Raw genomic sequence first — 26583 nt, 5'->3', positions numbered from 1 at the left:
CAGAGCGGCTCTGCGCGGCTCTGGATTGCTTCGCTGCGCTCGCAATGACGAACGTATGGGGGCAATCCGCCCCCGTCGGTTATCCGAGATAGATGCCCGAGGGATTGCCGGTAACGCCGGATTCCACCTCGAACAGCGCCCCGTCGAATTCGGATTCCGGCAGGCCCTTGGATGCCGAAGTCACGAACATGCGGTCCAGCTTCTCGCCCGCGAAAGCGATGTTGGTGATACGCTTTGCGGGCAGTTCGATCGAGCGCTCGCGGGTGCCGTCGGGGGCGAAGCGGCTGATCTTGCCGCCGTCCCAATGGGCGGTCCAGAGATAGCCTTCGGCGTCGGTGGTCATGCCGTCGGGATAGCCGTCTTCCTCGGAAAAGCGGATGAATTCCTCGCGCGAGTGAGCGCCGGTTTCATCCAGGGCGAAGCGGTAGATCACGCGCAGCGCCGAGTCCGCGTGGTAGAGCCACTGGCCGCAGGGCGAGAAGGCCGGACCGTTGGGCACGGTGTAGTCGCTGTCGATCACCTGCCATTCGCCCGCGGGCGAGAGGCGGTAGAGCGAGCCGGAGACGTTCTCCTCGGCCATGTCCATCGTGCCGCACCAGATCGCGCCGTGGCGGTCGGCCTTGCCGTCGTTCATGCGGTTGCCGGGCAGGTGCGGTTCGGGATCGTTGCGCTCCGAGATGGTCAGCGGGTCGAGCGTGATATTGGCAACGCCGTCCTGGAAGCCGCCGATCAGGCCGCCTTCGGCACGCGGGGCGACCCAGCCGAGACGGGCGGGCATGTCCCAGCGAGTCACGGTGTTATCGTCCAGCCTGAGACGGTTGAGGGCAGGGGCGAGGATGTCGACCCAGTAGAAGGCATTGTCGCGCGCGCACCAGAGCGCGCCTTCGCCGAGGGTATCGCGCACGTCGCGATCGATCTTGCGCCAAAGCGTCATGAAACTCTCCCTAACAGTAAATCGGCCCCCGCCCCGTCCTTTCCCTTGGGGGGGCAGGCAGGGACGAGGGCCGAAAGGTCATCCGACGGCTAGATCGGACAGGATGTCGATCTTAGTGGCTATCGCCCTTAGTGGTTGTCCCTGGGCAGGCCCATTGTCTGGGCGATGCGCTGGTACTTCTCGGCGCCTTCGAGGATCGCGCCGGTGTCCATCTGGCCGACGACCGAGCGCTGGATTTCCTGCCACGGCGTCTGCGAGGCCGGGTAGGGGTATCCGCCCTTGGCTTCCAGAGCGGCACGGCGCGCGGCCAGTTCCTCGTCGGAGATCAGCACGTCGACGCGGCCCTTCTTGAGGTCCATGCGCACGCGGTCACCCGATTCCAGCAGGGCGAGGCCGCCCATGGCTGCGGCTTCAGGCGAAGCGTTGAGGATCGAGGGGCTGCCCGAGGTGCCCGACTGGCGGCCGTCACCGATGCACGGCAGCGAGTGCACGCCTTCGGTGATGAGGTACGAAGGCGGACGCATGTTCACTACTTCCGCCGCGCCCGGATAGCCGATCGGACCGGCGCCGCGCATGAACAGCAGGGTCTGGGGGGTGATGCCAGTGGCCGGATCGTCGATGCGGTGATGGTAGTCTTCCGGACCGTCGAACACCACGGCCTGGCCTTCGAAGGCGTCGAGGTCGTCGGGGTTCGAGAGATAGCGGTCGCGGAATTCCTTGGAGATCACGCTGGTCTTCATGATCGCGGCGTCGAACAGGTTGCCCGACAGGACCAGGAAGCCGGCTTCCTCGACCAGCGGCTGGTCGAAGGGCTTGATGACCTTCTCGTCCTCGATCGTGGCGTCGCGGCAGTTGTCGCCCATGGTCTGGCCGTTCACCGTCATCGCGCCCTCGTGAATGAGGCCCTGCTTGATCAGCTGCGCGACCACGGCGGGGACGCCGCCGGCACGGTAGTAGTCTTCGCCCAGGTATTCGCCGGCGGGCTGGAGGTTCACCAGCAGCGGGATCTTGTGGCCGATGCGCTCCCAGTCCTTCAGCGGCAGATCGACGCCGATGTGGCGGGCGATCGCGGCAAGGTGGATCGGGGCGTTGGTCGAACCGCCGATGGCGGCGTTGACGGCGATGGCGTTATGGAAGGCGTCCAGCGTCATGATGTCGGAGGGCTTGAGGTCCTCGTGCACCATGTCGACGATGCGCTTGCCGGTGCGCCATGCGCATTCCTGGCGGTCGCGGTAAGGCGCGGGGATCGCGGCCGAGCCGGGCAGCATCATGCCAAGGGCTTCGGCGAGCGAGTTCATCGTCGTCGCCGTGCCCATGGTGTTGCAGTAGCCGGTGGACGGTGCCGACGAGGCGACGAGCTTGATGAAGCCGTCGGCGTCGAGTTCGCCGGCAGCCATCATCTCGCGGCCCTTCCACACGATCGTGCCCGAACCGGTGCGCTCGCCCTTGTGCCAGCCGTTGAGCATCGGGCCGACCGAAAGCGCGATCGCCGGGATGTTCACGGTGGCGGCGGCCATGAGCAGCGCCGGGGTGGTCTTGTCGCAGCCGGTGGTCAGCACCACGCCGTCGAGCGGGTAGCCGTAGATCGCTTCGACCAGGCCGAGGTAGGCCAGGTTGCGGTCGAGACCGGCGGTCGGGCGCTTGCCGGTTTCCTGGATCGGGTGGACCGGGAATTCCAGCGCGATGCCGCCGGCTTCGCGAATGCCTTCGCGAATGCGCTCGGCCAGCACGATGTGGTGGCGGTTGCAGGGCGACAGGTCGCTGCCGGTCTGGGCGATACCGATGATCGGCTTGCCCGAGCGAAGCTCTTCAAGGCTGATGCCGAAGTTCAGGTAGCGCTCCAGATAGAGCGAGGTCATGTCGATGTTGTCGGGATTGTCGAACCAGGCGCGCGAGCGCAGCTTCGGTGCAGTCTTGTTGTCGGTCATGGGCGATCGTTTCTTTTCGAGGTCAGCGCGAAGAAGTGGAAACGCGGTAGATCATGACATGCTTGTAGGGCTTGCCGGGATCGACGCGGGTGGACGGGAAGTTCGCGTGGTTCGGCGAGTCCGGGAACTTCTGCGGTTCCAGTGCGATGCCGTCGCCCATGCGGTAGAGGTGGCCGTTCTTGCCGATGAACGTACCGTCGAGGAAGTTGCCCGCATAGAACTGCACGCCGGGTTCGGTCGTCAGCAGTTCCAGCACGCGGCCGGACGCCGGGTCTTCCAGGCGCGCGGCCAGTTCGGGGGTCTTGGTCACGCCCTTGTCGAGCGCGAAGTTGTGGTCGTAGCCGCGGCCCATGACGATCTGCTCGTCCTTGCCGTCGCGAATGCCTTCACCGACCAGGCGGCCCTTGCGGAAGTCGAACACGGTGCCGGAAACGTCGCGCAGTTCGCCGGTGGGGATCAGCTTGTCGTTGACCGGGGTGTAGTGACCGGCCGGGATCGTCAGCACTTCCTGCATGGCGTCGCGCGGGCTGCCTTCACCGGCCATGTTGAAGATGGCGTGGTTGGTCATGTTGAGCACGGTCGGCTTGTCGGTCGTCGCTTCGAACACGATCTGCAGGTTGCCCTTCTCGTCCAGCGAGTAAGTGACCTTGGTCTTCACCGTGCCGGGGTAGCCCGAATCGCCGTCGGGGCTGACGAGCGAGAACACCACCGTCGCCACGGCGCCGGACTTGACCGATTCGACCTTCCAGTTCTGGACGTCGAAGCCCTTGCCGCCGCCGTGCAGCGACTGGCCGTGGTCGTTCTGGGGGAGCTGGTAGCTCTTGCCGTCGAGCGTGAACTTGCCGTCCGCGATGCGGTTGCCGTAGCGGCCGATGGTGGCGCCCCAGTAGTTCGGGCGCTTCTCGTAGCTGGCAACGTCGTCATAGCCGAGCAGGATGTCGGCCAGCTTGCCGTCCCGGTCGGGGGCCATCATCTTCCACAGCGTCGCGCCGTACGTCAGGATCGTGGCGGAGACGCCATTGGCTGCCTTCAGCGTCACGGCCGAGACTTGCGTGCCGTCCGCCAGCGCACCGGCCGGAGCCTGCGAGGCATCGGCGGCCAGCGCCGGATTGGCCGAAAGGGCAAAGGATGAGGCGGATACCGCCATCGCTACAAACGCCTTGCGCAGTTTCCTCATTGCCCTAGCTCCCATTTCTTAGTGTAAGTCGATTCTGCATATTGGTTTCCGACGCGGCCCATTGACGACGCCGTGTCGCGCATATAGTCCGACAAATAGAAAGAGCGCAAGCCGGTTTGCCGCAGGGCACGGCGCGGTTCTCTGGTAAAGAGAGGATAGTCATGCCCCCAGTGGTTTCATCTGGAGATGCCCCAGTGCTTCACGCGCAGCCAGCGGGCGTCCGCTACGGCCCTGCGCTGACGCTGCTTGCCAGCCTGTTTTTCATGTGGGGCTTCATCACCGTCATCAACAACACGCTGCTGCCGCATCTGCGCAGTGTGTTCGATCTTAGCTACACCCAGACGACACTGATCGAATCGGTGTGGTTCATCGCCTATTTCGTGGCTTCGATCCCCTCGGCCAAGCTGATCGAGCGCGTCGGCTACCAGAAGTCGCTCGTCGTCGGCCTGCTGATCATGGCGGCGGGCGCGCTGGGCATGATGCTGGCCGCCAGCATCCCGTCCTACGGCGTGACGCTGGTCATGCTCTTCGTCATCGCCAGTGGCATCACCCTGCTGCAGGTTGCGGCCAACCCCTATGTCGCCGTCGTCGGCAAGCCCGAGACCGCGTCCTCGCGCCTCAACCTGGTGCAGGCGCTCAACTCGGCCGGTACCATGCTGGCCCCGCTCTTCGGTGCCTACCTGATCCTCGGCCGTTCCAAGAGCGGCACCTCCGCTGCCGGTACCGTGCTGACCGATGCCGAACGCCTGGCGGACGCGCACTCGGTGATCCTGCCTTACGCGCTCGTCGCGGTGGTGCTGGTGATCCTGGCCGTGGTGATCGCCAAGTTCCCGCTGCCCTCGATGGGTTCGGCGAACTCGCGCCTTGCCAAGGACCAGCGCAAGCACTTGTCCTTGTGGAACCACCGCAACCTCGTGTTCGGCATTCCCGCGATCTTCATCTACCTGATCGCCGAGATCGGCGTGGCGAACCTCTTCGTGAACTTCGTCAGCCAGCCGGACATCGCCAACCTGACGCATGAGCAGGCAGGCAAGTACCTGACCTTCCTCTGGGGCGGCATGATGGTCGGCCGCTTCGCCGGTTCCGCGATCATGCAGCGCTTCGATGCGGGCAAGGTTCTGGCGTTCTTCTCGGTTGGCGCCTTCGCGGTGATGGTCGTGACGATCTTCGCGCATGGCCCCGTCGCCATGTGGTCGCTGATCCTCGTCGGCCTGTTCCACTCGATCATGTTCCCGACCATCTTCACGCTCGGCATCAAGGGCCTCGGCCCGCTGACCGAAGAAGGCTCGGGCCTGCTCGTCATGGCGATCGCCGGCGGTGCGCTGGTGATCGTGCAGGGCTGGCTGGCCGACAACTTCGGCCTCCAGAACTCCTTCATCCTGACGGCTGTTTGCGAACTCTACGTGCTGTTCTACGCGCTGTGGGGCAGCAAGGTGACCAACGCGGAGCCGGACCTCGTGCCGGAACCCGCCGAGTAACCGAACGATTCAGTATCAATGAAAAAGGCCCCGGCGAGCAATCGCCGGGGCCTTTTTCTTTTGGAGCGGTAAGGAAAGCCGTCGTCCCGGATCAAGTCCGGGGCGACGGCTTTCCTTATTTTTTCTCCATCGCGCTGCGGGTATCCTCCAGCGCCAGGTCCACCAGCACGTTCATCGCCTCGGCCGCCGCGGCGGCATCGCCGGCGGCAATGGCCTCATAGACGCGGACGTGGTCGGGGATCGGGTTGCGGGGCAGGGCGCGGGCGCGCTGCTTGAACTGGGTGGTCCAGTTCACCGCCGCGCCGATCGAGGCGCTGAGCACCAGCAAGGCGTCATTGCGCGTCGCCTGGAGAATCGCGTTGTGGAAATCGCGGTCCGCCGCGCGGCCGGCCTCGGTGGTGAGCGTATGCCGACGCATCGCCGTCAGCGCGTCCTTCATCGCCTTGAGATCGTGCTTCTCCCGGCGCTGCGCGGCCAGGCGCGCAGCGGCCGGCTCGACGATGGCGCGCAGTTCGAACAGGCTGCGCACGAATTCGATGTCCGGCTCTCCGGCAAAGGCCCAGCCCAGCACTTCGGGATCGAGCAGGTTCCAGCGATCGCGAGGAAGAACCCGCGTTCCCGCCTTGGGGCGGCTGGCGACCAGACCCTTCGCGCTCAGGACCTGGATGGCTTCCCGATAGGCGCTGCGCGAGACCTGGAGTTCCTCGGCAAAGGCGACTTCACCAGAAAGTATGTCTCCCGGTGCATATTTGCCGGACAAGATGGCCGTTCCCAGTTTATGGGCGATAGCGCCGTGCAGGCGGCGGCCCGGACCACGGGCTTCGTCGGCCGGCCTTGCACTTTCTTCATCGTTCACGAAATTGGCTTCTGACACTGTTATTGGCACCTCTCCGATGGAACCTAACAGTCCTTCTCACGCGAAGGAACGACAAACATTGCGTTTCTGATGCGCTGGGAATATGTCGGAGTAAATAGGGAGATCCCAAATGACCGAATTCCGTTCCATCGTGGCCGAAACCGGCGAGCCCCAGGGCGAACCGCTGGCCGTGAACGGCCCTGCCGATGTCGCCGCCGCCTGCGCCGCAGCGGCTGCCGCATTCGATACCTACCGTGCCACCGACCGTGAAACCCGCGCTGCGTTCCTTGAGCGAATCGCAGACGAGATCCTGGCCATCGGCGATTCGCTGATCGACGCCTATGTTGCCGAGAGCGGCCTGCCGCGCGGCCGCGGCGAAGGTGAGCGTGGCCGTACCATGGGCCAGCTGCGCATGTTCGCCGATGTCGTCCGCAAGGGCCAGTGGCAGCAGCTGCGCATCGATCCGGCCCTGCCGGACCGCGCTCCTCTGCCCCGTCCCGACCTGCGCCTGCGCATGATCCCGGTCGGCCCGGTCGCCGTGTTCGGCGCCTCGAACTTCCCGCTCGCCTTCTCGACCGCCGGTGGTGACACCGCCTCGGCGCTGGCCGCCGGTTGCCCGGTCGTGGTCAAGGGCCACCCGGCCCATCCGATCACCGGCGGGCTGATTGCCGCCGCGATCACCAAGGCCGTCAAGGACGCCGGTCTTCCCGAAGGCGTGTTCCAGCACCTGGTCGGTCCGTCGAACGAACTCGGCGCCGCGCTCGTGCAGGATCCGCGCATCATGGCGGTCGGCTTCACCGGCTCGCGCGGTGGCGGTCTCGCTCTCGCCAAGCTGGCCCAGGCCCGCGAAGTGCCGATCCCGGTCTATGCCGAAATGTCGAGCATCAACCCGGTCCTGCTGCTTCCCGAAGCGCTCAAGGCCCGCGGCGCCGCTCTCGGCACCGCTTTCGTCGGTTCGCTGACGATGGGCGCCGGCCAGTTCTGCACCAACCCCGGCCTGATCCTGGCCGTGGACGGTGAAGGCCTGGACGCTTTCGTCGCCGCCGCCACCGGCGGTGTGTCGGAAGCCAAGCCGCAGACCATGCTGACCACCGGCATCGCCGCTGCTTATGCCAAGGGCGTCGAAGCGCTTGAAGGCAATGCCGGCGTCGAGACCATCGCCAAGGGCGAAGAAGGCAGCAAGACCACCGGCGGTGCGATCCTGTTCCAGACCACGGCCGAGCAGTTCCTCGCCGACAAGGCGATCGGCCACGAAGTGTTCGGCGCCGCGTCGATCGTCGTGCGCTGCAAGGACGAAGCCGAACTCGCCAGCCTGCTCGAAGGCCTGGAAGGCCAGCTGACCGCCACCCTGCAAATGGACGCCGCCGACGAAGCCGCTGCTTCGCGCCTGCTGCCGGTGCTGGAGCGCAAGGTCGGCCGCATCCTCGCCAACGGCTGGCCCACCGGCGTCGAAGTGTGCCACGCGATGGTGCACGGCGGCCCGTTCCCCTCGACCTCCGACCCGCGCACCACGTCGGTCGGCAGCATGGCGATCGACCGCTTCCTGCGTCCGGTCAGCTACCAGAACCTCGCTCAGGACGTGCTTCCGGCCGAACTGCGCGACGCAGCCTTCGGTGACGGCGCTCCCCGCCTGATCGACGGCACGCTTACCCTCAACTAACCCCACTCAATCCCCGCAGCGCGCCCCCTCAAGAAGGCGCGCTGCGGACCTGGGAGAGACCTCCATGACCTACCTTCGCCTGCTCCAGCATCGCGCGCCCGACGGCGTGCGCTCCGTCATCCTGGCCGAGGGCGATGCCGCCCACTTCCTTCAGGGCGTCACCACCACGCGCGAACTCGCGTCGCGCGCCATCGCCGAAGGCGTGACGCTGGCCGACGCCGCCAAGGCTGCCGGACAGGGCGAAGCGGTCGACATCAAGGCCGAATTCGCGGCGGGCAACCTGCTCACCCCGATCGACCACGACGATTCCGCCCACCTGCTGATGACCGGCACGGGCCTGACGCACCTCGGTTCGGCCGAAGGCCGCAACAAGATGCACCAGGCTGCCGCCTCGGGTGAGCACGTCACCGATTCCATGCGCATGTTCCTGGAAGGCCTCGAAGGCGGCAAGCCCGCCGCCGGCACCGAAGGCCAGCAGCCGGAATGGTTCTACAAGGGCGACGGCCAGCTGCTCGTCGGCCCCGGCGAAGCGCTGACCATGCCTGCTTTCGCCAAGGACGGCGGCGAAGAGCCCGAACTGGCCGGCATCTACCTGGTCGGTGAAGACGGTAACGTCTACCGCCTCGGCCTCGCGCTCGCCAACGAGTTCTCGGACCACGTGACCGAGCGTCACAACTACCTGTGGCTCGCCCACTCGAAGCTGCGCCAGGCCGCCCTCGGCCCGGAACTGCTGCTCGGCACCCCGCCGGAGAAGATCGAAGGCACCAGCAAGATCGTGCGCGGCGGCGAAACGATCTGGGAAAAGCCCTTCCTCTCGGGCGAAGGCAACATGTCGCACACGTTTGCGAACCTTGAGCACCACCACTTCAAGTACGACCTGTTCCGCCGCGCCGGCGACGTGCACGTCCACTTCTTCGGCACCGCCACCCTGTCGTTCGCGGACGGCGTGACCACGCAGGAAGGCGATGTGTTCGAGATCGACGCCGCGCCCTTCACCCTGCCGGTTTCGAACCCGCTCGCCCGCGCCGCCGCTTCGGCCGAAGCGACCACGACCGTGAAGGCGCTCTGAGCCATGGATCCGATCCGCATCGCCATCGTCGGCGTGGGCAAGATCGCGCGGGACCAGCACATCCCCGCGATCGAGGGCAACCCGAACTTCAGCCTCGGCGCCACCGTCAGCCCGCACCATCGCGGCCCTGAAGGCATCCCGCACTTCTCCAGCCTCGACGACCTGATCGAGAACGGCCCGGCGATCGACGCCGTGGCGCTCTGCACCCCGCCGCAGGTTCGCTACGACCTGGCCGCGCAGGCGCTGGCCAAGGGCATGCACGTCTTCCTCGAAAAGCCGCCGGGCGCGACCCTGGCCGAAGTCGCCGCGCTGGAAAGCCGCGCCGACAAGGTGGGCGTGACTCTCTTCGCATCGTGGCACTCCCGCTACGCCGCGGGCGTCGCCCCGGCTCGGGCCTGGCTGGCCGAGCGCAAGATTCTGAGCGCAAAGATCATCTGGCGCGAGGACGTGCGCGTCTGGCATCCGGGCCAGGCCTGGATCTGGGAGCCGGGCGGCCTCGGCGTGTTCGATCCGGGCATCAATGCCCTGTCGATCGCCACGCACATCCTGCCGCGTCCGTTCTTCCTGAAGGAAGCGACGCTCAGCCTGCCCGCCAACCGCGCCGCGCCGATCGCCGCCGACATCGAGTTCCGCGACACGGCCGGGGCCGAGATCCACATGGACCTGGACTGGCGCCAGACCGGCCCGCAGTCCTGGGACATCATCGTCGAGACCGATGCGGGAACGCTGAAGCTCTCGCACGGCGGCGCCGTGCTCACGCTTCCCAGCGGCACCGAGCACAATGAAGACCTCGAATATCCGGGTCTCTATTCGCGCTTCGCGAACCTGATCCGCGGCGGTCGCAGCGATGTCGACATCGCGCCGCTGCGCCTCGTCGCCGACGCTTTCCTGCGCGGCAAGCGCGATATCGTCGAAGAATTCCACGACTGAATTTCCCAGGGAGGGGACTGACAATGCTGAAGGCGCTTCGCCTTACCACTGCTGCCGTCCTGCTGAGCGCCACCGCGCTCGCAGGCACGGCTCACGCCGATACCGACGGACAGGCCACCACCGCGACGATCGACGCCGCCAAGCCCGGCCCGGTCTATCACAAGGAAGTCTTCACCCAGTTCGCCGAGCACCTCGGCAACGGGATCTACGGCGGCCTGTGGGTCGGCAAGAACAGCAAGATTCCCAACACCAACGGCTTCCGCAACGACGTCGTCAGCGCGCTCAAGGACCTTTCGGTCCCGGTGATCCGCTGGCCCGGCGGCTGCTTCGCCGACGAGTACAACTGGCGTGAAGGCATCGGCCCGCAGAACAAGCGCCCGGTCAAGATCAACACCCATTGGGGCGGCGTGACCGAACCCAACACCGTGGGCACGCACGAGTTCTTCGAACTGATCCGCCAGATCGGCGCAGAGGCCTACATCGCCGGCAACGTCGGTGACGGCACCCCGCGCGAAATGGCCGAGTGGGTTGAATACATGACCTCTCCCGCAGGTTCGCTGGCGGACGAACGCGCCAAAAACGGGCACAAGGAGCCCTGGAAGGTCGCCTACTTCGGCGTCGGCAATGAGCTTTGGGGCTGCGGCGGCAACATGCGGCCCGAATTCGCGGCCGACGAGACCCGTCGCTATGCCACTTTCGTGAAGGCCCCCGCCGGCACCAAGATCCTCAAGGTCGCCGCCGGCGCCAATGTCGACGACTACAACTGGACCGAGACGATGATGCGCGTCGCGGCCCCGCAGCTCGACGGCGTTTCGCTGCACTACTACGTCCACCCGGCCGGTGGCTGGCCGCCGCGTGCGCCTGCCGTCGACTTCGACGAGCATGGCTGGGCCGATGCGCTGAACGGCGCGCGCCACATGGACGAGCTGATCACCAAGCACTCGGCGATCATGGACAAGTACGACCCCGAAAAGCGGGTCTTCCTGGCCGTGGACGAATGGGGTTCGTGGTACGCCCAGGATCCGGGCACGCATCCGGGCTTCCTGCGCCAGCAGAACACCCTGCGCGACGCGCTGATCGCCTCCGTCCACCTGGACATCTTCGCCAAGCACGCCGACCGTGTGCGCATGACCGCCATTGCCCAGATGGTGAACGTGCTCCAGGCGATGATCTTCACTGACGGCAACAAGATGGTGCTCACGCCCACCTACCACGTCTTCGAGATGTACAAGCCGTGGCAGGACGCCACCGTGCTGCCGATCCAGATCAAGTCGCCCTGGTATCACAAGGACGAGTTCTCGATGCCCGCCGTCAGCGGTTCGGCCGTGAAGGCGAAGGACGGCAAGATCCATGTCGGCCTGTCGAACCTCGATCCGAACCAGTCGAACACGGTGACGATCAAGCTCGACGGTGTGAGCGCCTCGGCGGTCACGGGCCGTATCCTGACGGCACCGGCGATCAATTCGCACAACACCTTCGACACTCCGAACGCGGTCAAGCCCGAGGCCTTCTCCGGCGCGACCGTGCAGGGCGGCAACCTCGTCGTCACCCTGCCGGCCAAGTCGGTCGTGGTGCTCGAACTGCAATGAGCGTGAACTACGTCCTCGGCGATTGGGGTACGACCCGCCTGCGGCTGTTCCGCCTTGACGGCGAGGACGTAGTTGCCCGGCTCGATGGGCCGGGCGCGCTCGAAGGCAATGCGCAAGAGGCGCTGGCCGAGAGGCTGGAACTCTGGAAGGCTGCCAATGAGCAGTCCGGTGTCGTGCAGTCCAGTGTTGTGCTGGCCGAAGTCGTGCTTTGCGGCATGGCCGGGGCACCCGGCGCGCTCGTCGCGGCAGGCTATGCGGCCTGTCCGGCGGACGCGGCCAAGTGGCTGTCCTCGCGCACGGAGCTTGAAGTGGCAGGCGTTCCGGTTTCGGTGCTGCCCGGGCTGAGCTGCCATGCGGACGGCGTGCCGGAAGTCATGCGGGGCGAGGAGGCGCAAGTCTTCGGCGCCCTCGCGCTTCACCCGGAACTGGCCGGGGGCGAGCACCTGATCGCGCTGCCGGGCACCCACTGCAAATGGGTCACGGTCAAGGACGGCACGATCACCGGCTTCCGCACGCACCCCACCGGAGAGCTGTTCGCCCTGCTGGCGGGCAAGTCGACGCTGACCGGGCCGGATACTCCGGGCGAGGGCACTGTCGACGAAGGCTTCGCGCGCGGTCTGGAACGCTGCGGAGAGCCGCTGACCGGCGCGCTGTTCGAAGCACGCGGCGCGCGGATGCTCGACGGCCGCTCGAAGGACTGGTCGCGCGGGTACATTTCCGGCCTGCTGATCGGCGGCGAAGTTGCGGCGCGTGTGCAGCCGGGCACTTCGGTGATCTTGATAGGCGACCCGGCGCTGTCGGCGCTCTATGACCGTGCGCTGGAAGGGATCGGCTGCACCGCCCGCCGCATCGACGGCGACGCGGCGGTTCTCGCCGGCCTGCGTATCGCAAAGGAATTGAGAGCATGAAGATCGAACAGGTTCTGGCAGAAGGCGCTGCCCCGGTCGTCGCGATCCTGCGCGGCATCCAGACTCACGAAGCGGTCGAGATCGGCACCGCGCTGGTCGAAGCCGGCGTGCGGATCATCGAAGTGCCGTTCAACTCGCCCGACCCGGCCGGCTCGATCGGCGCCATGGCCGAGGCTCTGGGAGACCGCGCCGCGATCGGCGGCGGCACCGTGATCGGCACCGATCTGGCCGAGACGCTCGCGGGCGTCGGCGGCACTTTCATGGTTTCGCCCAATGTCGATCCCGCCGTCATCAAGCGCGCGATCGAACTCGGCATGGACGTGCTCCCCGGCTTCCTGACCCCGACCGAGGCTTTCGCCGCTGTCGCGGCCGGTGCCAGCGACCTCAAGCTGTTCCCCGGCTCGGTGCTGGGCAGCAGCTACATCAAGGCGATCCGCGAAGTCCTGCCCAAGACCAGCCGCGTCTGGGCCGTGGGCGGCGTGGGCGCTGCCAATGTCGCGGAATACCGCGCGGCCGGCGTGTTCGGCATCGGCGTGGGCGGCAGCCTCTACAAGCCCGGCTTCGATGCCGCGACCGTCGGGGCCAAGGCCGCCGAGATCGTCGCTGCATGGAACGCCTGCGCAGCATAAGACAGATTTGGAGAGTTAACGTGTTCAGGAAATTCCTCGCTGCCGCCAGTCTTGCCGTGCTGGCCGCCTCCGGTGCGGCCGATGCGCAAGTGCAGGTCGGCGAGAAGGGAGCGGGCACGCTCAATTCCCAGCTTACCGGCGACCTCACGGTGCACGATCCGGTCATCATCCGGGAAGGCGATACTTACTACGTCTTCAGCACCGTGGGCCGCTACATCGGCATCAAGACCTCGAAGGATCTCAAGACCTGGAAGGACGCCGGTTCGGTCTTCGCCGAGATCCCGGCCTGGGCGAAGCAGGCGATCCCCGGCACCGAAGGCATCTGGGCGCCGGACATCTCCTATGTGAACGGCGAATACCGGCTCTACTATTCGGTTTCGACCTTCGGTTCCAACCGTTCCGCCATCGGCCTCGCCACGAGCAAGACGCTCGATCCCAAGGCCAAGGGCTACGGCTGGAAGGACCAGGGCCTCGTCGTCATGTCCACGCATGAGGACGACTTCAACGCCATCGACCCCAACTTCGTCGAGGATGCGCAGGGCCGTCAGTGGCTCTCGCTCGGCAGCTTCTGGACCGGGCTGAAGCTCTTCCCGCTCGATCCGAAGACCGGCAAGGTCGCTCCCGGCACCGAGCCTTATTCGATCGCGCGCCGGCTTGCCCCTGCCGGCGGCCCGGCGCCGGTGGAAGCGCCGTTCATCATCCCGCACGGTGGCTTCTACTACCTGCTCGCCAGCTACGATTACTGCTGCAAGGGCGTGAACAGCACCTATTACACCGTGGTCGGCCGCTCGAAGAAGATCACCGGGCCTTACCTCGGCAAGGACGGCAGTTCGATGATGGAAGGCCGCGGCACCATTTTCCTGCGCGCCGACCTGGAAGAACAGCAGCGTTTCCGCGGCCCCGGCCATGCCGGCGCCTTCACGGACAAGGACGGCACCACTTACGTCGTATACCACGCCTACGACAAGCAGGCGAACGGGGCTCCCACCTTGCGCATCGCGCCGCTCCGCTGGGATGCGGACGGGTGGCCCGTCGCCCAATACTGAACCCACCTGACGGCACCCCGGTCCCCCGACCGGGGTGCCCTTTTTTCCTATCGCCGGACAGAGTGACCAGCGCCACGAATCAAGAATCTCGGAGAGGATGACATGAACTTTTCCCTTTCGCGCCGCACCTTCGCGGCCAGCGCCGCCCTTCTGCCCATCGCCTGTTCCAAGGCTGGCGACAGCGCCCTCGGCGGCGATGACAAGGCCGCCGTCACCGACCCGCTCAAGGGCCCGATCAATCCGCTGGTGAAGAACCGCGCGGATTCGCAGGTCTTCCGGCATGAGGACGGCAACTACTACCTCACCGGCTCGGTCCCCGAGTACGACCGCCTGATCCTGCGCCGCTCGAAGACGCTGGCCGGCCTCGCCACGGCCGAGGAACGCGTGCTCTGGCGCCATGAAAAGACCGGCCCGATGTCCGGCTTCCTCTGGGCGCCCGAATTGCACCTCGTCGACGGCAAGTGGGTCATGTACTTCGCTGCGGGCCCGAGCGGCGGCGGCGAGGACGTGTTCCGCATCCGCACTTACGCCATCGTCTGCGACGGGTCCGACCCGATGACCGGCAAGTGGTCGGTCCTGGGCGAATTCAAGATGCCGTGGGACAGCTTCAACCTCGATTCCACCAGCTTCGTGCACAAGGGCCAGCGCTACTTCGCATGGGCCCAGCGCGAAGAGGGCATCGACACCAATTCGAACCTCTACCTCGCGCCGATGAAGGACGCGCTGACCCTCTCGGCCGAGCCCGTGCGCCTCACCGTGCCGACGCTCGACTGGGAAACCCGCGCCTACAAGGTGGCAGAGGCCCCGGCAGTGCTCGTCAAGAACGGCCGCCTGTTCATGACCTACTCGGCCAGCGGCACCGGCGCCGTCTATTGCCTCGGCATGCTGACGATCGACGAGAACGCGAACCTCATGGACCCCAAGGCCTGGACCAAGTCGCAGAAGCCGGTCTTTGCGACCAACGTGGAAACCTCGGTCTACGGCCCCGGCCACAACAGCTTCACGGTGGACGAGCACGGCAACGACATCCTCGTCTACCACGGCCGCGACTACGAGAAGATCGAGGGCGACCCGCTGCTCAACCCCGATCGCCACACCCGCGTCCAGCGCATCTACTACGATGCCAAGGGCGCGCCGGACTTCGGCGTGCCGGTCGGCAACGGCGCTCTGCCCGAACGCTTCACGCCTGCGGTGCGCCGCGACGTGATGCTCAGCCATGACGGCACCAAACTGGCCCTCGCCGCCAATGCGCCGCTGCCGCAGACCCAGTTCCGCGAGATTGCCGGTGCCGACGGCGCCGTCCAGCTCTCGCCGATCCTCCTGCGCGACCACGGCTTCAAGGCCGGCCAGGACGGCACCGTTACCCTGGCCCCGCTCGGCAGCGCGGACCTGTTCCTGCGCGAGGCGGGCGAAGCGAAGGGCACCGTTCGCTTCGTGTCCAAGTCCGATTCGTCAAAGGCGCTCGCCTTCGCCGGCGACACCGTGAAGCTGACCGACAAGAAAGACCCGGCAACGAGCTGGATTGCCGGTTAATCAGACAAGAAAACACACAATCCCGCCCGGAAACAGCAGGTTCCGGGCGGGTCTGCGACCATTCTGCCACACCTCTCCGAGCTTTTTGACGGCCCTCCCGCATTTCCGCTTGCAACGCATTAGTCAGACTAATAATTAGTCCGAGTAATTGAAGGGGCATGGTATGGGCCAGCCCCAATGGGAGGGTTGATCCATGGCCTTGAAGCCATTCGCTTTCTGCACAGCATCCGTTTTCGCTCTGAGCCTCGCCACCGTCGCCCAGGCCCAGGATGTCGCGCCGCAGTCGGCTGACAATTCCGATGCCACCGCCGAAGACATCATCGTCACCGGCGTCCGCGCATCGATCGTCGGCGCCATCAACAGCCGCAAGGACAACATCCAGATCGTTGACTCGATCGTGGCTGAAGACGTCGGCAAGCTGCCCGACAACAACGTGGTCGAAGCGCTCCAGCGCGTCACCGGCATTCAGGTCACCGACCGTGCCGGCGGCGAAACCGCCACGATCACCATTCGTGGTCTGTCCGATCCGGTTACCACCTGGAACGGCCGCAACATCTTCACTGCCGCGGGCACTTCGTTTGCGCTTCAGGACGTCTCCGCCAACCTCGTCAAGAAGATCGACGTCTACAAGACCCGCTCGGCAGATCAGCTGGAGTTCGGCCTTGCCGGCCAGATCGACGTGGCAACGCGTCGTCCGTTCGATTTCGACGGCTTCACCGTCTCCGGCCTTGCGCGCGGCATCTACAGCGAGCTGGCGGACGAGTTCAATCCGAACGTGGCTCTGCTCGTCAGCGATCGCTGGGAAACCGGCATCGGCGAAATCGGCTTCCTTATCAACGGCAGCTATACGCGCTCCAAGTATCGCAACATGAACGTGCAGGCCGGTGCGCTGGTGCCGTTCGCGACCGAGAATCCGCCTTCGGGCACGTTCCTTACGCCGCTTCAGCGGATTTTCCCGAATACTGATCCGGCAAACCCCTACTGGACGCCGGGTCTCAACGCCGGCCTGCCCACCACGCCGGGTTCGACGCTGAACATCGATGGCGTCGACGTGCCCTACTATCTGTCGCGTGACGCTGTCATCAGCTCCGATCTTTACGGCAAGCGCGAGCGTCCGTCGATCAACGCGGCACTGCAGTGGGCGCCCAACGATCGCTCGGTCTATACTGCGGAATTCTATTACTCCGGATTCCGGGGTAACACTTCCAACTCGCTGATGTTCAGCTATGCTGACTGGTGGGGTGACCTTGGCGACAATCCGGGTTCGACCTTCGAACTTTACGATGGCACCAACATCGTCAAGTCGCGCCGGGTTGGCAGCGTCGCGGGCTTCAACAGCGCTGACTACGCCACCAACAAGACCGACAGCTACGTCTATTCGTTGAATGCCGATTGGGATGTCGGCGATCGCGGCAAGATCACGGCTGACCTGACCTACCAGGACAGCAAGAACGAAACCTCGTTCTTTGCCATGCGCACCAATCGCGGTCCTCTGGATCTCGACGTGGACTTCAACGCCGGCGGCGGTATCCCGTCCTACAGCTTCGGTACGCCGGAAGTTCTGACCGATCCTAACGCTTGGACCGTTGGGGATCTCTTCGACAACGGCAACAAGAGCACCGGCAACTCCTGGACCTTCCTGCTCGACGGTCACTACGACTGGGATGAGGGCTTCCTGCGGCGCGTCAAGGCGGGCTTCCGTTACGATAACCGCAAGGCCAGCACTTTCGTGCGCGAACAGAGCGCCGGCGCCCTGGGCGGTACGCTGGCTTCGCTGGGCGACGATTACATCTTCACGAACAGCGGATTCTTCGACGGCCGCGCCGATGTTCCCACCAGCTGGGTGCTGGGCAATGGCGCTGCGCTCTACAAGAACGCCGATGCCATTCGCTCGATGTACCAGGCGGTGAACCCGAACCTGCTGCTGTCCGACCAGATGACCTTCGGTCGCGTCTTCGACATCAACGAAGTCACGCTCTCAGCATACCTGCTGGCGGACGGCGAGGTGGAGATCTTCGGTCGCCCGCTGCTGGTCGAAGGCGGTGTCCGTCTGGTTACGGTCGATACCGACTATAATTACTTTGATCGCTACAATGGCTTTGCGCGTACCGGCGTTTCGACCGGACAGACGAAGTTCCTGCCGAGCTTCACTGCCCGCTACGAGATCACGCCTACCCTGCGTCTGCGCTTCAACTACGGTGAAACCCTGCGTCGTCCGGCATTCGGTGATCTCAATCCGAACGTCAGCCTCACGGGTGACCTGTCGGGCCTGGGCTTCGGCACGGGTTCGGCCGGCAACGCGGCTCTCCGGGCCACGACCTCGAAGAACTACGACCTTGCGCTGGAATGGTACTTCGAACGCAACAGCGCGATCTACGTGACCGGTTTCCGCCGCGAAATCCAGGGCCTCGTCGTTCCGCTCACCACGCTTGAATACATTCCGAACAATACGATCGTTGGCAGCACCGCCACGGATTACTTCCAGGTCACCCGACCGACGAATGCTTCCGACGGCGTGCTGAAGGGCGTGGAAATCGGGCTGACCTATTTCCCGACGTACCTGCCCAGCATCCTCGACGGTCTGGGCTTCCAGGGCAGCGCGACCATCCTGGACTCGGAACAGACGATCCCCGAAACCGACGCAGCGGGCAACACTGTCCTGACCAAGTCGGCATTCTTCGCGGTTTCGAAGTTCTCGTATAACGCAACGCTGGCTTACGAGCGCGGTCCGATCGGTGCACGTCTGTCGTACGTGTGGCGCAAGGGCTTCCTCCAGAGCAACGAGGCGCGTGCCTTCGCCAACCCGATCGGGTTCTGGCGCAAGCCTGAGAAGAGCCTGGACTTCCAGCTCACCTACAACATCACCAAGGACATCGGCCTGACCTTCGACGCGGTGAACATCACCAAGGCGAAGCAGCAGAACTACTACAAGTTCGAAGATGCCGGCGGTCCGACGACGATGAACTCGAGCACGCTGCTGATCGACCGTACGTTCGCAGCGGGCGTTCGCTTCAAGTTCTAACCTGACAAGGCAGGCCGCGGCGCACGCCATTCCGCGTCGCGGTCCGCCATGGGCGGCCGTTCCTCCGGGCTCCTCTCCCAACCAGGCCCGGAGGACGGCCGCCTTATTATTTTCGGCACCTGCTGACGCTCGCCAGACCATGAAGGGGTAACGATGCGCGGAAACTTCCGGACGATCCTCGCCACCGCGGCATTTCTTGCGTGCGGGGCCAGCCCGCCGCCCGCCGCATCTTCCCAAGCTTCTGCTGCTGCTGCCGGTAATTCCCGTCTCGGCGCTTCCGTGGCTCCGGTGGCTTCCCCGAAGCTCGACGCCGCTGCCATCGCCAAGGCCCGCTTCGGCAACGATGCCGCCTGGTACGAGCAGCGCATTCCCTTCTTCGAAAGCGCCGATCCCAAGATCGACGCTGTCTATTACTATCGCTGGGGCCTGTTCCGGGCCCACCAGCGCGACCTGGGCGCGCAGGGCTACGTCACCACCGAATTCGCCGACGACGTGGATTGGCAGCGCGAGCCTTATGCCAGCCTCAACGATGCCAGCGGCTTCCACATCGCCGAGGGACGCTGGCTGAACGACCGCCGGTTCACCGACGACTACGTCAATTTCATGTACGAGGGCGGCAACGACCGCCACTTCACCGACCACATGGCGGACTCGGTCTGGGGCCGCTATCTCGTCGACGGTGACCGCGCGGCGGTGTTGGCCCACCTCAAGACGATGCGCCACATCTACCGCCTGTGGGACGAGAAGTTCGACTTCACCAAGGGCCTCTATTTCGTCGAGCCGCTGCTCGATGCCACCGAGTACACCGTCTCCTCGATCGACGCCTCGGGCGGCAAGGACGGCTTCCGGGGCGGCGATTCCTTCCGGCCCTCGGTCAACAGTTACATGTTCGCCAATGCCCGCGCCTTGTCGCGCATGGCGGAAATGGCGGGCGACACGGCCATGGCCAGGGAATATGCCGACCGCGCCCAGGCCTTGCGCACGCGCGTGCTGGCAGACTTGTGGAGCCCGAAGCTGGGCCACTTCGTCGATCGCTATCAGGTCGATAACGAGCACGTGAAGTACTGGGACCAGATCCGCAATCGCGAGCTGGTGGGCTATCTGCCCTGGATGTTCGACCTGGTGCCGGACGATGCGAAGTATTCCCAGGCCTGGGCGCATCTGCTCGATCCCGCGTCCCTGGCGGGCAAGGCCGGGATGCGGACGGTCGAACAGAATTACGAATACTACATGCGGCAGTACCGCTATCTCGGCACCGCGCCCGAGTGCCAGTGGAACGGGCCGATCTGGCCCTATCAGACGACGCAAGTGCTGACCGGCATGGCCAACCTGCTCGATCACTACGACGAGCATGGCCCGGTGACGCGCAGCGACTACATGCGCCTGCTGCGCCAATATACGCAGATGCACTATCAGGGAGAGGGCCGGAGCGCGCGTCTCGACCTCGAAGAGGACTATCACCCCGAGACCGGCAAGCCGATCGTCGGGCTGGACCGCAGCCATCATTATTTCCATTCCGGCTATCTCGATCTGGTGATGACCGGCCTGGTCGGCATCCGTCCGCGCGCGGACGACGTGCTGGAAGTGAACCCGCTCCTTCCGGCGGCGAACGACGCCCAGGCGCTGGGCTGGTTCCACATCGAGCGCGTGCCCTATCACGGGCACGAGGTCTCGGTGACCTGGGACGCGGATGGCAGGCGTTATGGCCGCAAGGGGCTGACCATCGCCGTGGACGGCGCCGAAGTCGCGCATCGCGGCGACCTCGGCCGGATCGAGGTGCCGCTCACGCGCAAGGCCAACGCGCCGGTCCTGCGTGAGACGAACCTGGCGGTGCAGCTTGTGCGGGGCAACTTCCCCAAGGCCAGCGCGTCTTCCGGAACCGAGGCGGAGAAGCTCCACGACGGCATCGACGGCCGCGCCTGGTTCTATCCCGAACTGCCCAATGGCTGGGATTCCGCCGCCGGCGCGAGCGAGCAGTGGTATGCCGTGGACTTCGGCAAGTCAGTTACGCTGGGTGCCACCGAACTGGCGTTCTTTGCGGACGGCGGAAAGTTCGCGGCGCCGCGCAAGGTCCGGGTCGAGGCGTGGCGCGACGGGCGCTGGCAGGTCGTGGCGGCGCCAGCTGCCGCGCCGCTGGCGAACGGCGTGACGCGGCTGAGCTGGACGCCGGTGACGGCGGAGCGGATTCGCGTGGCCATGACGCCGGCGGGCGGGAAAGCGATCCGGCTTGCGGAACTCAAGGCTTTCGCGCGCTGATTTCGGTTCTGGCGGGGTTTCCGACGAGGACGGCAAGTCCCGGAAAGCCCGCCGGAAATTTCTTTCGTTAACCCGGAAGAAACTGCCCTGCGCAAGCCGGAATTAACCGTCGGAGCGTCCCTTTGGGGCATGTCTCACGGCTATCCCTTCGCTTCGCTCGTCGCCGCCGCTTCGTGCTTCGTCGACTTTTCCCTGATGATGCCGGGCTGGCTGGCCGGGATCGCCGCCGCACACATTGCCTGCGCGGTGCTGTTCATGGGCCTGTCCAAGCACGAGACCGGCTGAAGGCCGTTCCCGTGCCGGTAATCAGGCTCCGGCCTTGCCCGCCAGGAGTTCGGGCGTGAGCACTTGCGGCAGTTGCTCGGCCTTTCCGGCGCCGCCTGCATACCAGACGTAAAGCGGAACCCCGGCTGCGCCTTGCGCCGTCAGATAGCGCGTGATCTCCGGATCGCGCCGGGTCCAGTCACCGCGCAGCACCACCACGCCCGCTTTCTCGAATGCGGCGCGGGTGTCTTCACGCTCGATGGCGACCTGCTCGTTGACCTTGCAGGTGAGGCACCAGTCGGCGGTCATCCACACGAACACCGGTTTGCCGGCGGCGCGTGCTTCAGCAAGGGCCTTTTCGCTGAAGGGCCTGGCTGCGAGCAACGAGTCCGACGTCGCCGCGGGCGGGGCAGGGCGCGGCAGCACGACGAGCGCCAGCACCGCGAGGGCCGCGGCGATCAGGGCGGCGGCCCTGGCGGACTTGCCGCGGTGCTGCGCCCGGCCGGCAACGAAGAGCGCGGCCAGGACGAAGAGCAGGCCGGCCAACGCTGCCAGAGCGAAGCCGGTTCCGCCGACTTTCCATGTCAGCCAGGCCAGCGCCAAGGCGGTCAGGCCCATGGGCAGAGCCATCCAGTAGCGGAATGTCACCATCCAGCGGCCCGGCCTGGGCATGCGCCTGCGCAGCGCCGGAATGAAGGCGACCGCCAGGAAGGGCAGGGCGATGCCGAGGCCGAGTGCGGCGAACAGGGTCATCGCGGACAGCACCGGCAGCAGCAGCGCTGCGCCCATGGCGCTGGCCATGAAGGGGCCGGTGCAGGGCGTCGCGACGAAGGCTGCCAGAAGTCCGGTCGCGAAAGCGCCCCTGAAATGGCCGGGGCGCGCGGAGCCGGAGGAGGAACCGCTGGAAGACGGGCCGCCCGAGGCGAAGCCGGGCACGGTGAACTCGAACAGGCCCAGCAGATTGGCCGTGATGACGGCGGAGAGGAACAGCAGGCCGACGACGACCAGCGGCTCCTGCAGCTGGAAGGCCCAGCCGACCTGTTCGCCCCCTGCGCGCAAGGCTAGCAACACGGCGCCAAGACCCAGGCAGGCGAGGATGACGCCCGCGGCATAGGCAAGCCCTTCGATCCGGGCATGCTGTTCGCTCTCGCCCGCACGGGCGAGACTGAGCGCCTTCAGGCTGAGAATCGGGAAGACGCAGGGCATGACGTTCAGCAGCAGTCCGCCCGCCAGCGCGGCCAGCAGCAGCAGCGGCAGGGACGGCAGTTCTGGTGCCGCGTCGTCGCTGGCCAGCGGCACGCCGCCGACAGGAACCGTGCCCGGGGCGGCGGAGAAGGCGATGCCGTCGCCGGCTGCATTGAGGCGCAGCACTCCGGTCAGCCGGTCCGTTCCGCGCGCATCGAGCTTGGCGCGGGGCAGGGTGACGATCAGCATGTCGCCCTTCCAGGCGAATTGCTGCGCGCCGGCATAATCGATCAGCTTGTCCTCGCCCACGAAGACATGCGGCCCTTCCAGCGGAGTCGCGGCGGGCAGCGGAATGGCCAGGCGCACCGCGCGGTCATCGAGGCTGAAGGTTCCGGCAGCATCGAGCGGCGCGGGAAGGCGGCGCTGCCATTCGGCGAAGCGCGGGTCGGCCGGGGCGGAAGGCCCTGTCGCAACCGGCACTTCCACGGCGAGATCGGCCTGTTCGGGCACGCAGATCTGCTCGGTGCAGGCCAGCCACTGCGCGCGGACATGCACGGGAATCCGGCTTCCCGGCGCTGCCCCGGCCGGCACCGTGAACGGCACCAGGACCGCATAGTCGCTTTCATAGACGTGGTTCATCAGGCCGGAGACCACCAGCGTCTGCGGCACCGGATAGCGCGGCGCGCCCGTCCGGGCGCCGTCCGGCAATGTCCAGTCGAGCTGCATGCCCAGCCCCGCGTCGCCCGGGTTGGACCAGTAACCGTGCCAACCTTTCTCGGGCGTCATGTGAATGGCGATGGTCGTTTCGCCGCCGGGCGCGGCGGCAGGACCCGCCACCAGTTCGGCGGCGATGTGCGGTGCAGCGGCCCGCGCGGCGAGCGGCATGAGTACGAGCGCCAGCATCTGACACATGAGTGCCACAAACAGGCTATAGCGGCGCTTTTCCATGAAACTCCCGTGCGTTGGGCGGCGCTTGCGTCATTCGCGCATTCCAGACATCGCTGCATCTGCGCCGATTGTGCCGACATTTCAAGGAAGACCCCCGATGCGCCTGCTCTCCTCGTCGCTTGCCCCGCTGGCCCTGATCGCGGCTCTGGCCGTTTCGGCCCCCGCCACGGCGCAGGAAGCACCGGCCGCTCCCGCGCCTTCTGCCGCCCCTTCGGCCGTCTCGCCGCAGGGTCAGCCGAAGCTGATCGTCGCAGTTTCGGTGGACCAGTTCTCGGCAGACCTCTTCGCCCAGTACCGCGAGCACTTCACCAAGGGCTTCACCCGGCTGCTGCAAGGCGCTGTCTTCGCCTCGGGCTTCCAGTCGCATGCCGCCACCGAGACCTGCCCCGGCCACTCCACACTGCTGACCGGCGTGCACCCCTCGCGCACGGGCATCACTGCGAATTCCTGGTTCATGCCGGGCATCGGCCGCGCCGAGAAGGAAGTCTACTGCGTCGAGGACGAGACCAACCCGAAATCGACGCCGGACAAGCCGGTGGTCAGCGCCGCGCACCTCAAAGCGCCGACGCTGGGCGACCTCATGAAGAAGCGCAACCCGAAGACCATCAACGCGGCCGTTTCCGCCAAGGACCGTGCCGCCGTGATGATGAGCGGGCATGACACCGATGCCGTCTACTGGATCGGCCCCAAGGGTTTCACCACGTTCGAGAATCGCAAGATCACCAAGGCTGTCGAAGCCGAGAACGCGGTCATGGCCAGGCGCGTTGCCGCGGGTGACGGCGCTCTGCCGGTGCCGGGCTGGTGCGGCAATGTAGACCGCGCGACGCCGATCAAGGACTTCACTATCGGCACCTATCGCTTCCCGCTGGCCGCGGGCGACTTCAATGCCTACTCCAACGGCCCGCGCATCGATACCGCCACTGCCGAAATGGCCGTTCGCATGGTCGACGAACTGGGCATGGGCAAGGATGCCGTGCCCGACGTGCTCTCGGTCAGCTTCTCGGCCACTGACAAGGTCGGCCATGCCTTCGGTACCGAGGGCGTGGAAATGTGCATCCAGATGAACGTGCTGGACGAAGCGCTGGCCACCCTGTTCGATGCCCTCGACGCGCGCGGGATCGACTACGAAGTCGTGCTCAGCGCCGACCATGGCGGCTTCGATGCGCCCGAGCGGCAGAAGCTGCGCGGCAATCCCGATGCCGCCCGCATCGATCCGGCGCTCTCGGCAAAGGAACTGGCCGCTGTCGTTTCGCAGGAAACCGGCATTACCGTGAAGAACGGACCGCTGTTCTACGGTGCGGGCGAGGCGGGCAGCGTCTGGTTCTCGGCCGAACTGACGCCCGATCAGAAGCAGAAGGTCATGGCCGCGCTCGTCGCACGCCTGAAGACCAACCCGCAGATCGCCGCAGTCTACACGCAGGACCAGATCATGCAGTGGCCCGAGCCCAAGGGTAACCCGCAGGACTGGACCATGGAGCAGAAGGTCCGCGCCTCCTTCGTACCCGGCCGCTCGGGCGAAGTGCAGATGCTGACCGTGCGCGGCGTGGTGCCGGGCAAGCCCGCGCCCTTCAAGGTCGCCTCGCACGGCAGCCCCTGGGATTACGACCGCCGGGTGCCGATGCTGTTCTGGCGCAAGGGCATGGTCGGCTTCGAACAGCCCACCCCGGTCGAGACCGTGGACATCGCGCCGACCCTGGCCGCAACCGTGGGCCTGACCGCGCCCGCCGGCACTTGGGACGGAAGGTGTCTCGACATCGACGCCGGAGAGGCCGATAGCTGCCGTCGATGAACGACTCTGCAGCGACGCAAGACCAAAAGGCGGAATACCGCGACCTGATCATCCTGGGCGGCGGCCTCGTCGGCATGACGCTGGCGCTTGCCGCGGCCCGGGCGGGTATCACCAGCCACGTCATCGACCGGGCCGACCCGGCCGACCTGACCGCCGAGGGCGCGGATGGCCGCGCCTCGGCCATCTCGACGGCGAGCTGGAACCTCTTCACGAATATCGGCCTGGCGCCCGCGCTGAAGAATCTCGGCTGCCCGATCGATTCGATCGCGGTCACCGATTCGATGAAGCCTGGCCGGATCGACTTCACGCCCAAGCCCGAGGAAGGCTCGCTGGGCCGCATGTTCGCCAACCGCGACTTGCGCCTCGCCCTCTTCGCCGCCGCGCGCGAGGAAAAGAACATCGCCTGGCACGTCCGCACCGAAGCGGTACGCCGGGATCGCGGCCCGCACGGGGTGGAAGTGGAACTGTCAGACGGCCGCGTGCTGAAGTCCAGCCTGCTGGTCGCCGCCGAGGGCCGCCAGTCGCCCACCCGCGACGAGGCCCGCTTCGCCCTTGCCAAGTGGGACTACAAGCACCGCGCCATGGTGACCGGGCTGTTCCACGAAAAGTCCCACGCCAACACGGCCTGGGAAATCTTCTATCCGGCCGGGCCTTTCGCCCTGCTGCCGCTGCTCGACGACGACCAGGGCCGCCACCGCAGCGCGCTCGTCTGGACGGTCGCGGAGAAGGATGCCGCGGGGATCATCGCGATGCCCGATGCCATGTTCCTCAACGAAGTGGAAAGCCGCATGCACGGCGTGCTCGGCAAGATCACCTTGTCCGCGCCGCGCATGAGCTATCCCTTGCGTTTCCATCACGCCGGTCACGTCATCGACGAGCGGCTTGCGGTGATCGGCGACGCGGCCCACGGCATGCACCCGATCGCCGGGCAGGGCCTCAACCTCGGCCTGCGCGATGTGGGCGCCCTGGTGGAAGTGCTCACCGAGGGCATGCGCCTCGGGTTGGAGCCGGGCGACGCCCAGCTGCTGGCGCGCTATGAGAAGTGGCGCAGCCTCGATACCTTCATGGTCATGTCGGTCACCGATGGGCTGACCCGCCTGTTCGGCATTCCCGGCCGCCTGCCCAGCGCCGCGCGCCGTCTCGGGATGGGCGCGGTACAACGCCTGCCCAGCCTCAAGCGCTTCTTCATGGACGAGGCGCGGGGCATGTCGGGCAAGCTGCCCGAGCTTCTGCAGGCATAGAAAGCGGACCTCCGCTTGCACTGTCGCTTGGACGAAGGGTGCAGCGAGAGGTTCGAGCCCGAAAAAACCACGTCATCCTGAAACAGGTTCGGGATGACGGGCGTGCAGAAGCGTTAGCCGTCCTTGCCGTACGGGTCTTGC

Annotated in this window: 19 protein-coding genes; 14 read left to right on the top strand and 5 right to left on the bottom strand. The window is 66.0% G+C overall.

The annotated features are described in order from the left end of the window. Window positions 1-79 precede the first annotated feature (79 nt). The 3 genes from AB4Z00_RS03015 to AB4Z00_RS03005 form a co-directional block, all read right to left on the bottom strand. Window positions 80-934: an SMP-30/gluconolactonase/LRE family protein gene (locus AB4Z00_RS03015; protein WP_442044909.1), complete on the bottom strand. Its 855-nt coding sequence runs from the start codon at window positions 932-934 to the stop codon at window positions 80-82. Between the two features lie 128 nt (window positions 935-1062). Beyond that, a complete protein-coding gene (locus AB4Z00_RS03010) occupies window positions 1063-2862 on the bottom strand; it encodes an IlvD/Edd family dehydratase (protein ID WP_134093930.1) in 1800 nt (599 codons plus the stop codon). 22 nt (window positions 2863-2884) lie between these two features. Continuing rightward, the gene (locus AB4Z00_RS03005; protein WP_442045067.1) at window positions 2885-4009 is read right to left on the bottom strand and encodes an aldose epimerase family protein; all 1125 of its coding nucleotides are present in this window, start codon (window positions 4007-4009) and stop codon (window positions 2885-2887) included. 191 nt (window positions 4010-4200) lie between these two features. Between AB4Z00_RS03005 and AB4Z00_RS03000 the strand changes: the two genes are divergently transcribed. After that, the gene (locus AB4Z00_RS03000; protein WP_132268314.1) at window positions 4201-5517 is read left to right on the top strand and encodes a sugar MFS transporter; all 1317 of its coding nucleotides are present in this window, start codon (window positions 4201-4203) and stop codon (window positions 5515-5517) included. Between the two features lie 115 nt (window positions 5518-5632). On the opposite strand, the gene AB4Z00_RS02995 is transcribed toward AB4Z00_RS03000, so the two are convergent. Further along, window positions 5633-6373: a FadR/GntR family transcriptional regulator gene (locus AB4Z00_RS02995; protein WP_442044908.1), complete on the bottom strand. Its 741-nt coding sequence runs from the start codon at window positions 6371-6373 to the stop codon at window positions 5633-5635. Between the two features lie 130 nt (window positions 6374-6503). On the opposite strand from AB4Z00_RS02995, the gene AB4Z00_RS02990 reads away from it, so the two are divergent. The 11 genes from AB4Z00_RS02990 (at window position 6504) to AB4Z00_RS02940 (ending at window position 21300) form a co-directional block, all read left to right on the top strand. After that, on the top strand, window positions 6504-8033 hold the full coding sequence (locus tag AB4Z00_RS02990; RefSeq protein ID WP_442044907.1) for an aldehyde dehydrogenase (NADP(+)): 1530 nt from the start codon (window positions 6504-6506) through the stop codon (window positions 8031-8033). A 64-nt stretch (window positions 8034-8097) separates the two neighbouring features. Further along, window positions 8098-9102 (top strand): AraD1 family protein, encoded by a 1005-nt coding sequence (araD1, locus tag AB4Z00_RS02985; RefSeq protein ID WP_132268320.1) that lies wholly within the window; start codon window positions 8098-8100, stop codon window positions 9100-9102. Between the two features lie 3 nt (window positions 9103-9105). Then, window positions 9106-10032 carry a Gfo/Idh/MocA family protein gene (locus tag AB4Z00_RS02980; protein ID WP_132268321.1) on the top strand — a complete coding sequence of 309 codons (927 nt, stop codon included), beginning with the start codon at window positions 9106-9108 and terminating at the stop codon, window positions 10030-10032. Window positions 10033-10055: 23 nt separating this feature from the next. Further along, entirely contained in the window at window positions 10056-11621 is a 1566-nt protein-coding gene (locus AB4Z00_RS02975) for an alpha-N-arabinofuranosidase (RefSeq protein WP_442044906.1), read from the top strand. Next, on the top strand, window positions 11618-12529 hold the full coding sequence (locus tag AB4Z00_RS02970) for a 2-dehydro-3-deoxygalactonokinase (RefSeq protein WP_442044905.1): 912 nt from the start codon (window positions 11618-11620) through the stop codon (window positions 12527-12529). Before AB4Z00_RS02975 ends, AB4Z00_RS02970 begins: the two co-directional genes overlap by 4 nt. Beyond that, a complete protein-coding gene (locus AB4Z00_RS02965) occupies window positions 12526-13158 on the top strand; it encodes a 2-dehydro-3-deoxy-6-phosphogalactonate aldolase (RefSeq protein WP_442044904.1) in 633 nt (210 codons plus the stop codon). Before AB4Z00_RS02970 ends, AB4Z00_RS02965 begins: the two co-directional genes overlap by 4 nt. Before the next feature lie 20 nt (window positions 13159-13178). Beyond that, complete coding sequence (locus AB4Z00_RS02960) at window positions 13179-14204, top strand: arabinan endo-1,5-alpha-L-arabinosidase (protein WP_442044903.1); 1026 nt, start codon at window positions 13179-13181, stop codon at window positions 14202-14204. Between the two features lie 102 nt (window positions 14205-14306). Beyond that, the gene (locus tag AB4Z00_RS02955; protein WP_134093938.1) at window positions 14307-15737 is read left to right on the top strand and encodes a glycoside hydrolase family 43 protein; all 1431 of its coding nucleotides are present in this window, start codon (window positions 14307-14309) and stop codon (window positions 15735-15737) included. A gap of 193 nt (window positions 15738-15930) precedes the next feature. Continuing rightward, the gene (locus tag AB4Z00_RS02950) at window positions 15931-18759 is read left to right on the top strand and encodes a TonB-dependent receptor (RefSeq protein WP_134093939.1); all 2829 of its coding nucleotides are present in this window, start codon (window positions 15931-15933) and stop codon (window positions 18757-18759) included. Between the two features lie 288 nt (window positions 18760-19047). Further along, window positions 19048-21015 (top strand): MGH1-like glycoside hydrolase domain-containing protein, encoded by a 1968-nt coding sequence (locus tag AB4Z00_RS02945; protein WP_442044902.1) that lies wholly within the window; start codon window positions 19048-19050, stop codon window positions 21013-21015. Between the two features lie 129 nt (window positions 21016-21144). Continuing rightward, window positions 21145-21300 carry a hypothetical protein gene (locus tag AB4Z00_RS02940; RefSeq protein WP_442044901.1) on the top strand — a complete coding sequence of 52 codons (156 nt, stop codon included), beginning with the start codon at window positions 21145-21147 and terminating at the stop codon, window positions 21298-21300. 21 nt (window positions 21301-21321) lie between these two features. On the opposite strand, the gene AB4Z00_RS02935 is transcribed toward AB4Z00_RS02940, so the two are convergent. Further along, complete coding sequence (locus AB4Z00_RS02935; RefSeq protein ID WP_442044900.1) at window positions 21322-23412, bottom strand: protein-disulfide reductase DsbD family protein; 2091 nt, start codon at window positions 23410-23412, stop codon at window positions 21322-21324. 97 nt (window positions 23413-23509) lie between these two features. Between AB4Z00_RS02935 and AB4Z00_RS02930 the strand changes: the two genes are divergently transcribed. Then, complete coding sequence (locus tag AB4Z00_RS02930; protein ID WP_442044899.1) at window positions 23510-25201, top strand: alkaline phosphatase family protein; 1692 nt, start codon at window positions 23510-23512, stop codon at window positions 25199-25201. Continuing rightward, window positions 25198-26442 (top strand): FAD-dependent monooxygenase, encoded by a 1245-nt coding sequence (locus AB4Z00_RS02925; protein ID WP_132268341.1) that lies wholly within the window; start codon window positions 25198-25200, stop codon window positions 26440-26442. Before AB4Z00_RS02930 ends, AB4Z00_RS02925 begins: the two co-directional genes overlap by 4 nt. Window positions 26443-26583 lie beyond the last annotated feature (141 nt).

Source organism: Novosphingobium sp. YAF33 (genome assembly GCF_052113265.1).
In the GTDB taxonomy this organism is placed as follows: Bacteria; Pseudomonadota; Alphaproteobacteria; order Sphingomonadales; family Sphingomonadaceae; genus Novosphingobium.
The sequence above is the reverse complement of the archived record's forward strand: the minus strand, read 5'-3'. Positions and strand labels throughout refer to the sequence as shown.

What these genes read in the sequence shown, in the direction of transcription:
- AB4Z00_RS03015 (WP_442044909.1), bottom strand. Translation starts at nt 934, where the DNA reads ATGACGCTTTGGCGCAAGATCGATCGCGACGTGCGCGATACCCTCGGC.
- AB4Z00_RS03010 (WP_134093930.1), bottom strand. Translation starts at nt 2,862, where the DNA reads ATGACCGACAACAAGACTGCACCGAAGCTGCGCTCGCGCGCCTGGTTC.
- AB4Z00_RS03005 (WP_442045067.1), bottom strand. Translation starts at nt 4,009, where the DNA reads ATGGCGGTATCCGCCTCATCCTTTGCCCTTTCGGCCAATCCGGCGCTG.
- AB4Z00_RS03000 (WP_132268314.1), top strand. Translation starts at nt 4,201, where the DNA reads ATGCCCCCAGTGGTTTCATCTGGAGATGCCCCAGTGCTTCACGCGCAG.
- AB4Z00_RS02990 (WP_442044907.1), top strand. Translation starts at nt 6,504, where the DNA reads ATGACCGAATTCCGTTCCATCGTGGCCGAAACCGGCGAGCCCCAGGGC.
- araD1 (WP_132268320.1), top strand. Translation starts at nt 8,098, where the DNA reads ATGACCTACCTTCGCCTGCTCCAGCATCGCGCGCCCGACGGCGTGCGC.
- AB4Z00_RS02980 (WP_132268321.1), top strand. Translation starts at nt 9,106, where the DNA reads ATGGATCCGATCCGCATCGCCATCGTCGGCGTGGGCAAGATCGCGCGG.
- AB4Z00_RS02975 (WP_442044906.1), top strand. Translation starts at nt 10,056, where the DNA reads ATGCTGAAGGCGCTTCGCCTTACCACTGCTGCCGTCCTGCTGAGCGCC.
- AB4Z00_RS02970 (WP_442044905.1), top strand. Translation starts at nt 11,618, where the DNA reads ATGAGCGTGAACTACGTCCTCGGCGATTGGGGTACGACCCGCCTGCGG.
- AB4Z00_RS02965 (WP_442044904.1), top strand. Translation starts at nt 12,526, where the DNA reads ATGAAGATCGAACAGGTTCTGGCAGAAGGCGCTGCCCCGGTCGTCGCG.
- AB4Z00_RS02955 (WP_134093938.1), top strand. Translation starts at nt 14,307, where the DNA reads ATGAACTTTTCCCTTTCGCGCCGCACCTTCGCGGCCAGCGCCGCCCTT.
- AB4Z00_RS02950 (WP_134093939.1), top strand. Translation starts at nt 15,931, where the DNA reads ATGGCCTTGAAGCCATTCGCTTTCTGCACAGCATCCGTTTTCGCTCTG.
- AB4Z00_RS02940 (WP_442044901.1), top strand. Translation starts at nt 21,145, where the DNA reads ATGTCTCACGGCTATCCCTTCGCTTCGCTCGTCGCCGCCGCTTCGTGC.
- AB4Z00_RS02935 (WP_442044900.1), bottom strand. Translation starts at nt 23,412, where the DNA reads ATGGAAAAGCGCCGCTATAGCCTGTTTGTGGCACTCATGTGTCAGATG.
- AB4Z00_RS02930 (WP_442044899.1), top strand. Translation starts at nt 23,510, where the DNA reads ATGCGCCTGCTCTCCTCGTCGCTTGCCCCGCTGGCCCTGATCGCGGCT.
- AB4Z00_RS02925 (WP_132268341.1), top strand. Translation starts at nt 25,198, where the DNA reads ATGAACGACTCTGCAGCGACGCAAGACCAAAAGGCGGAATACCGCGAC.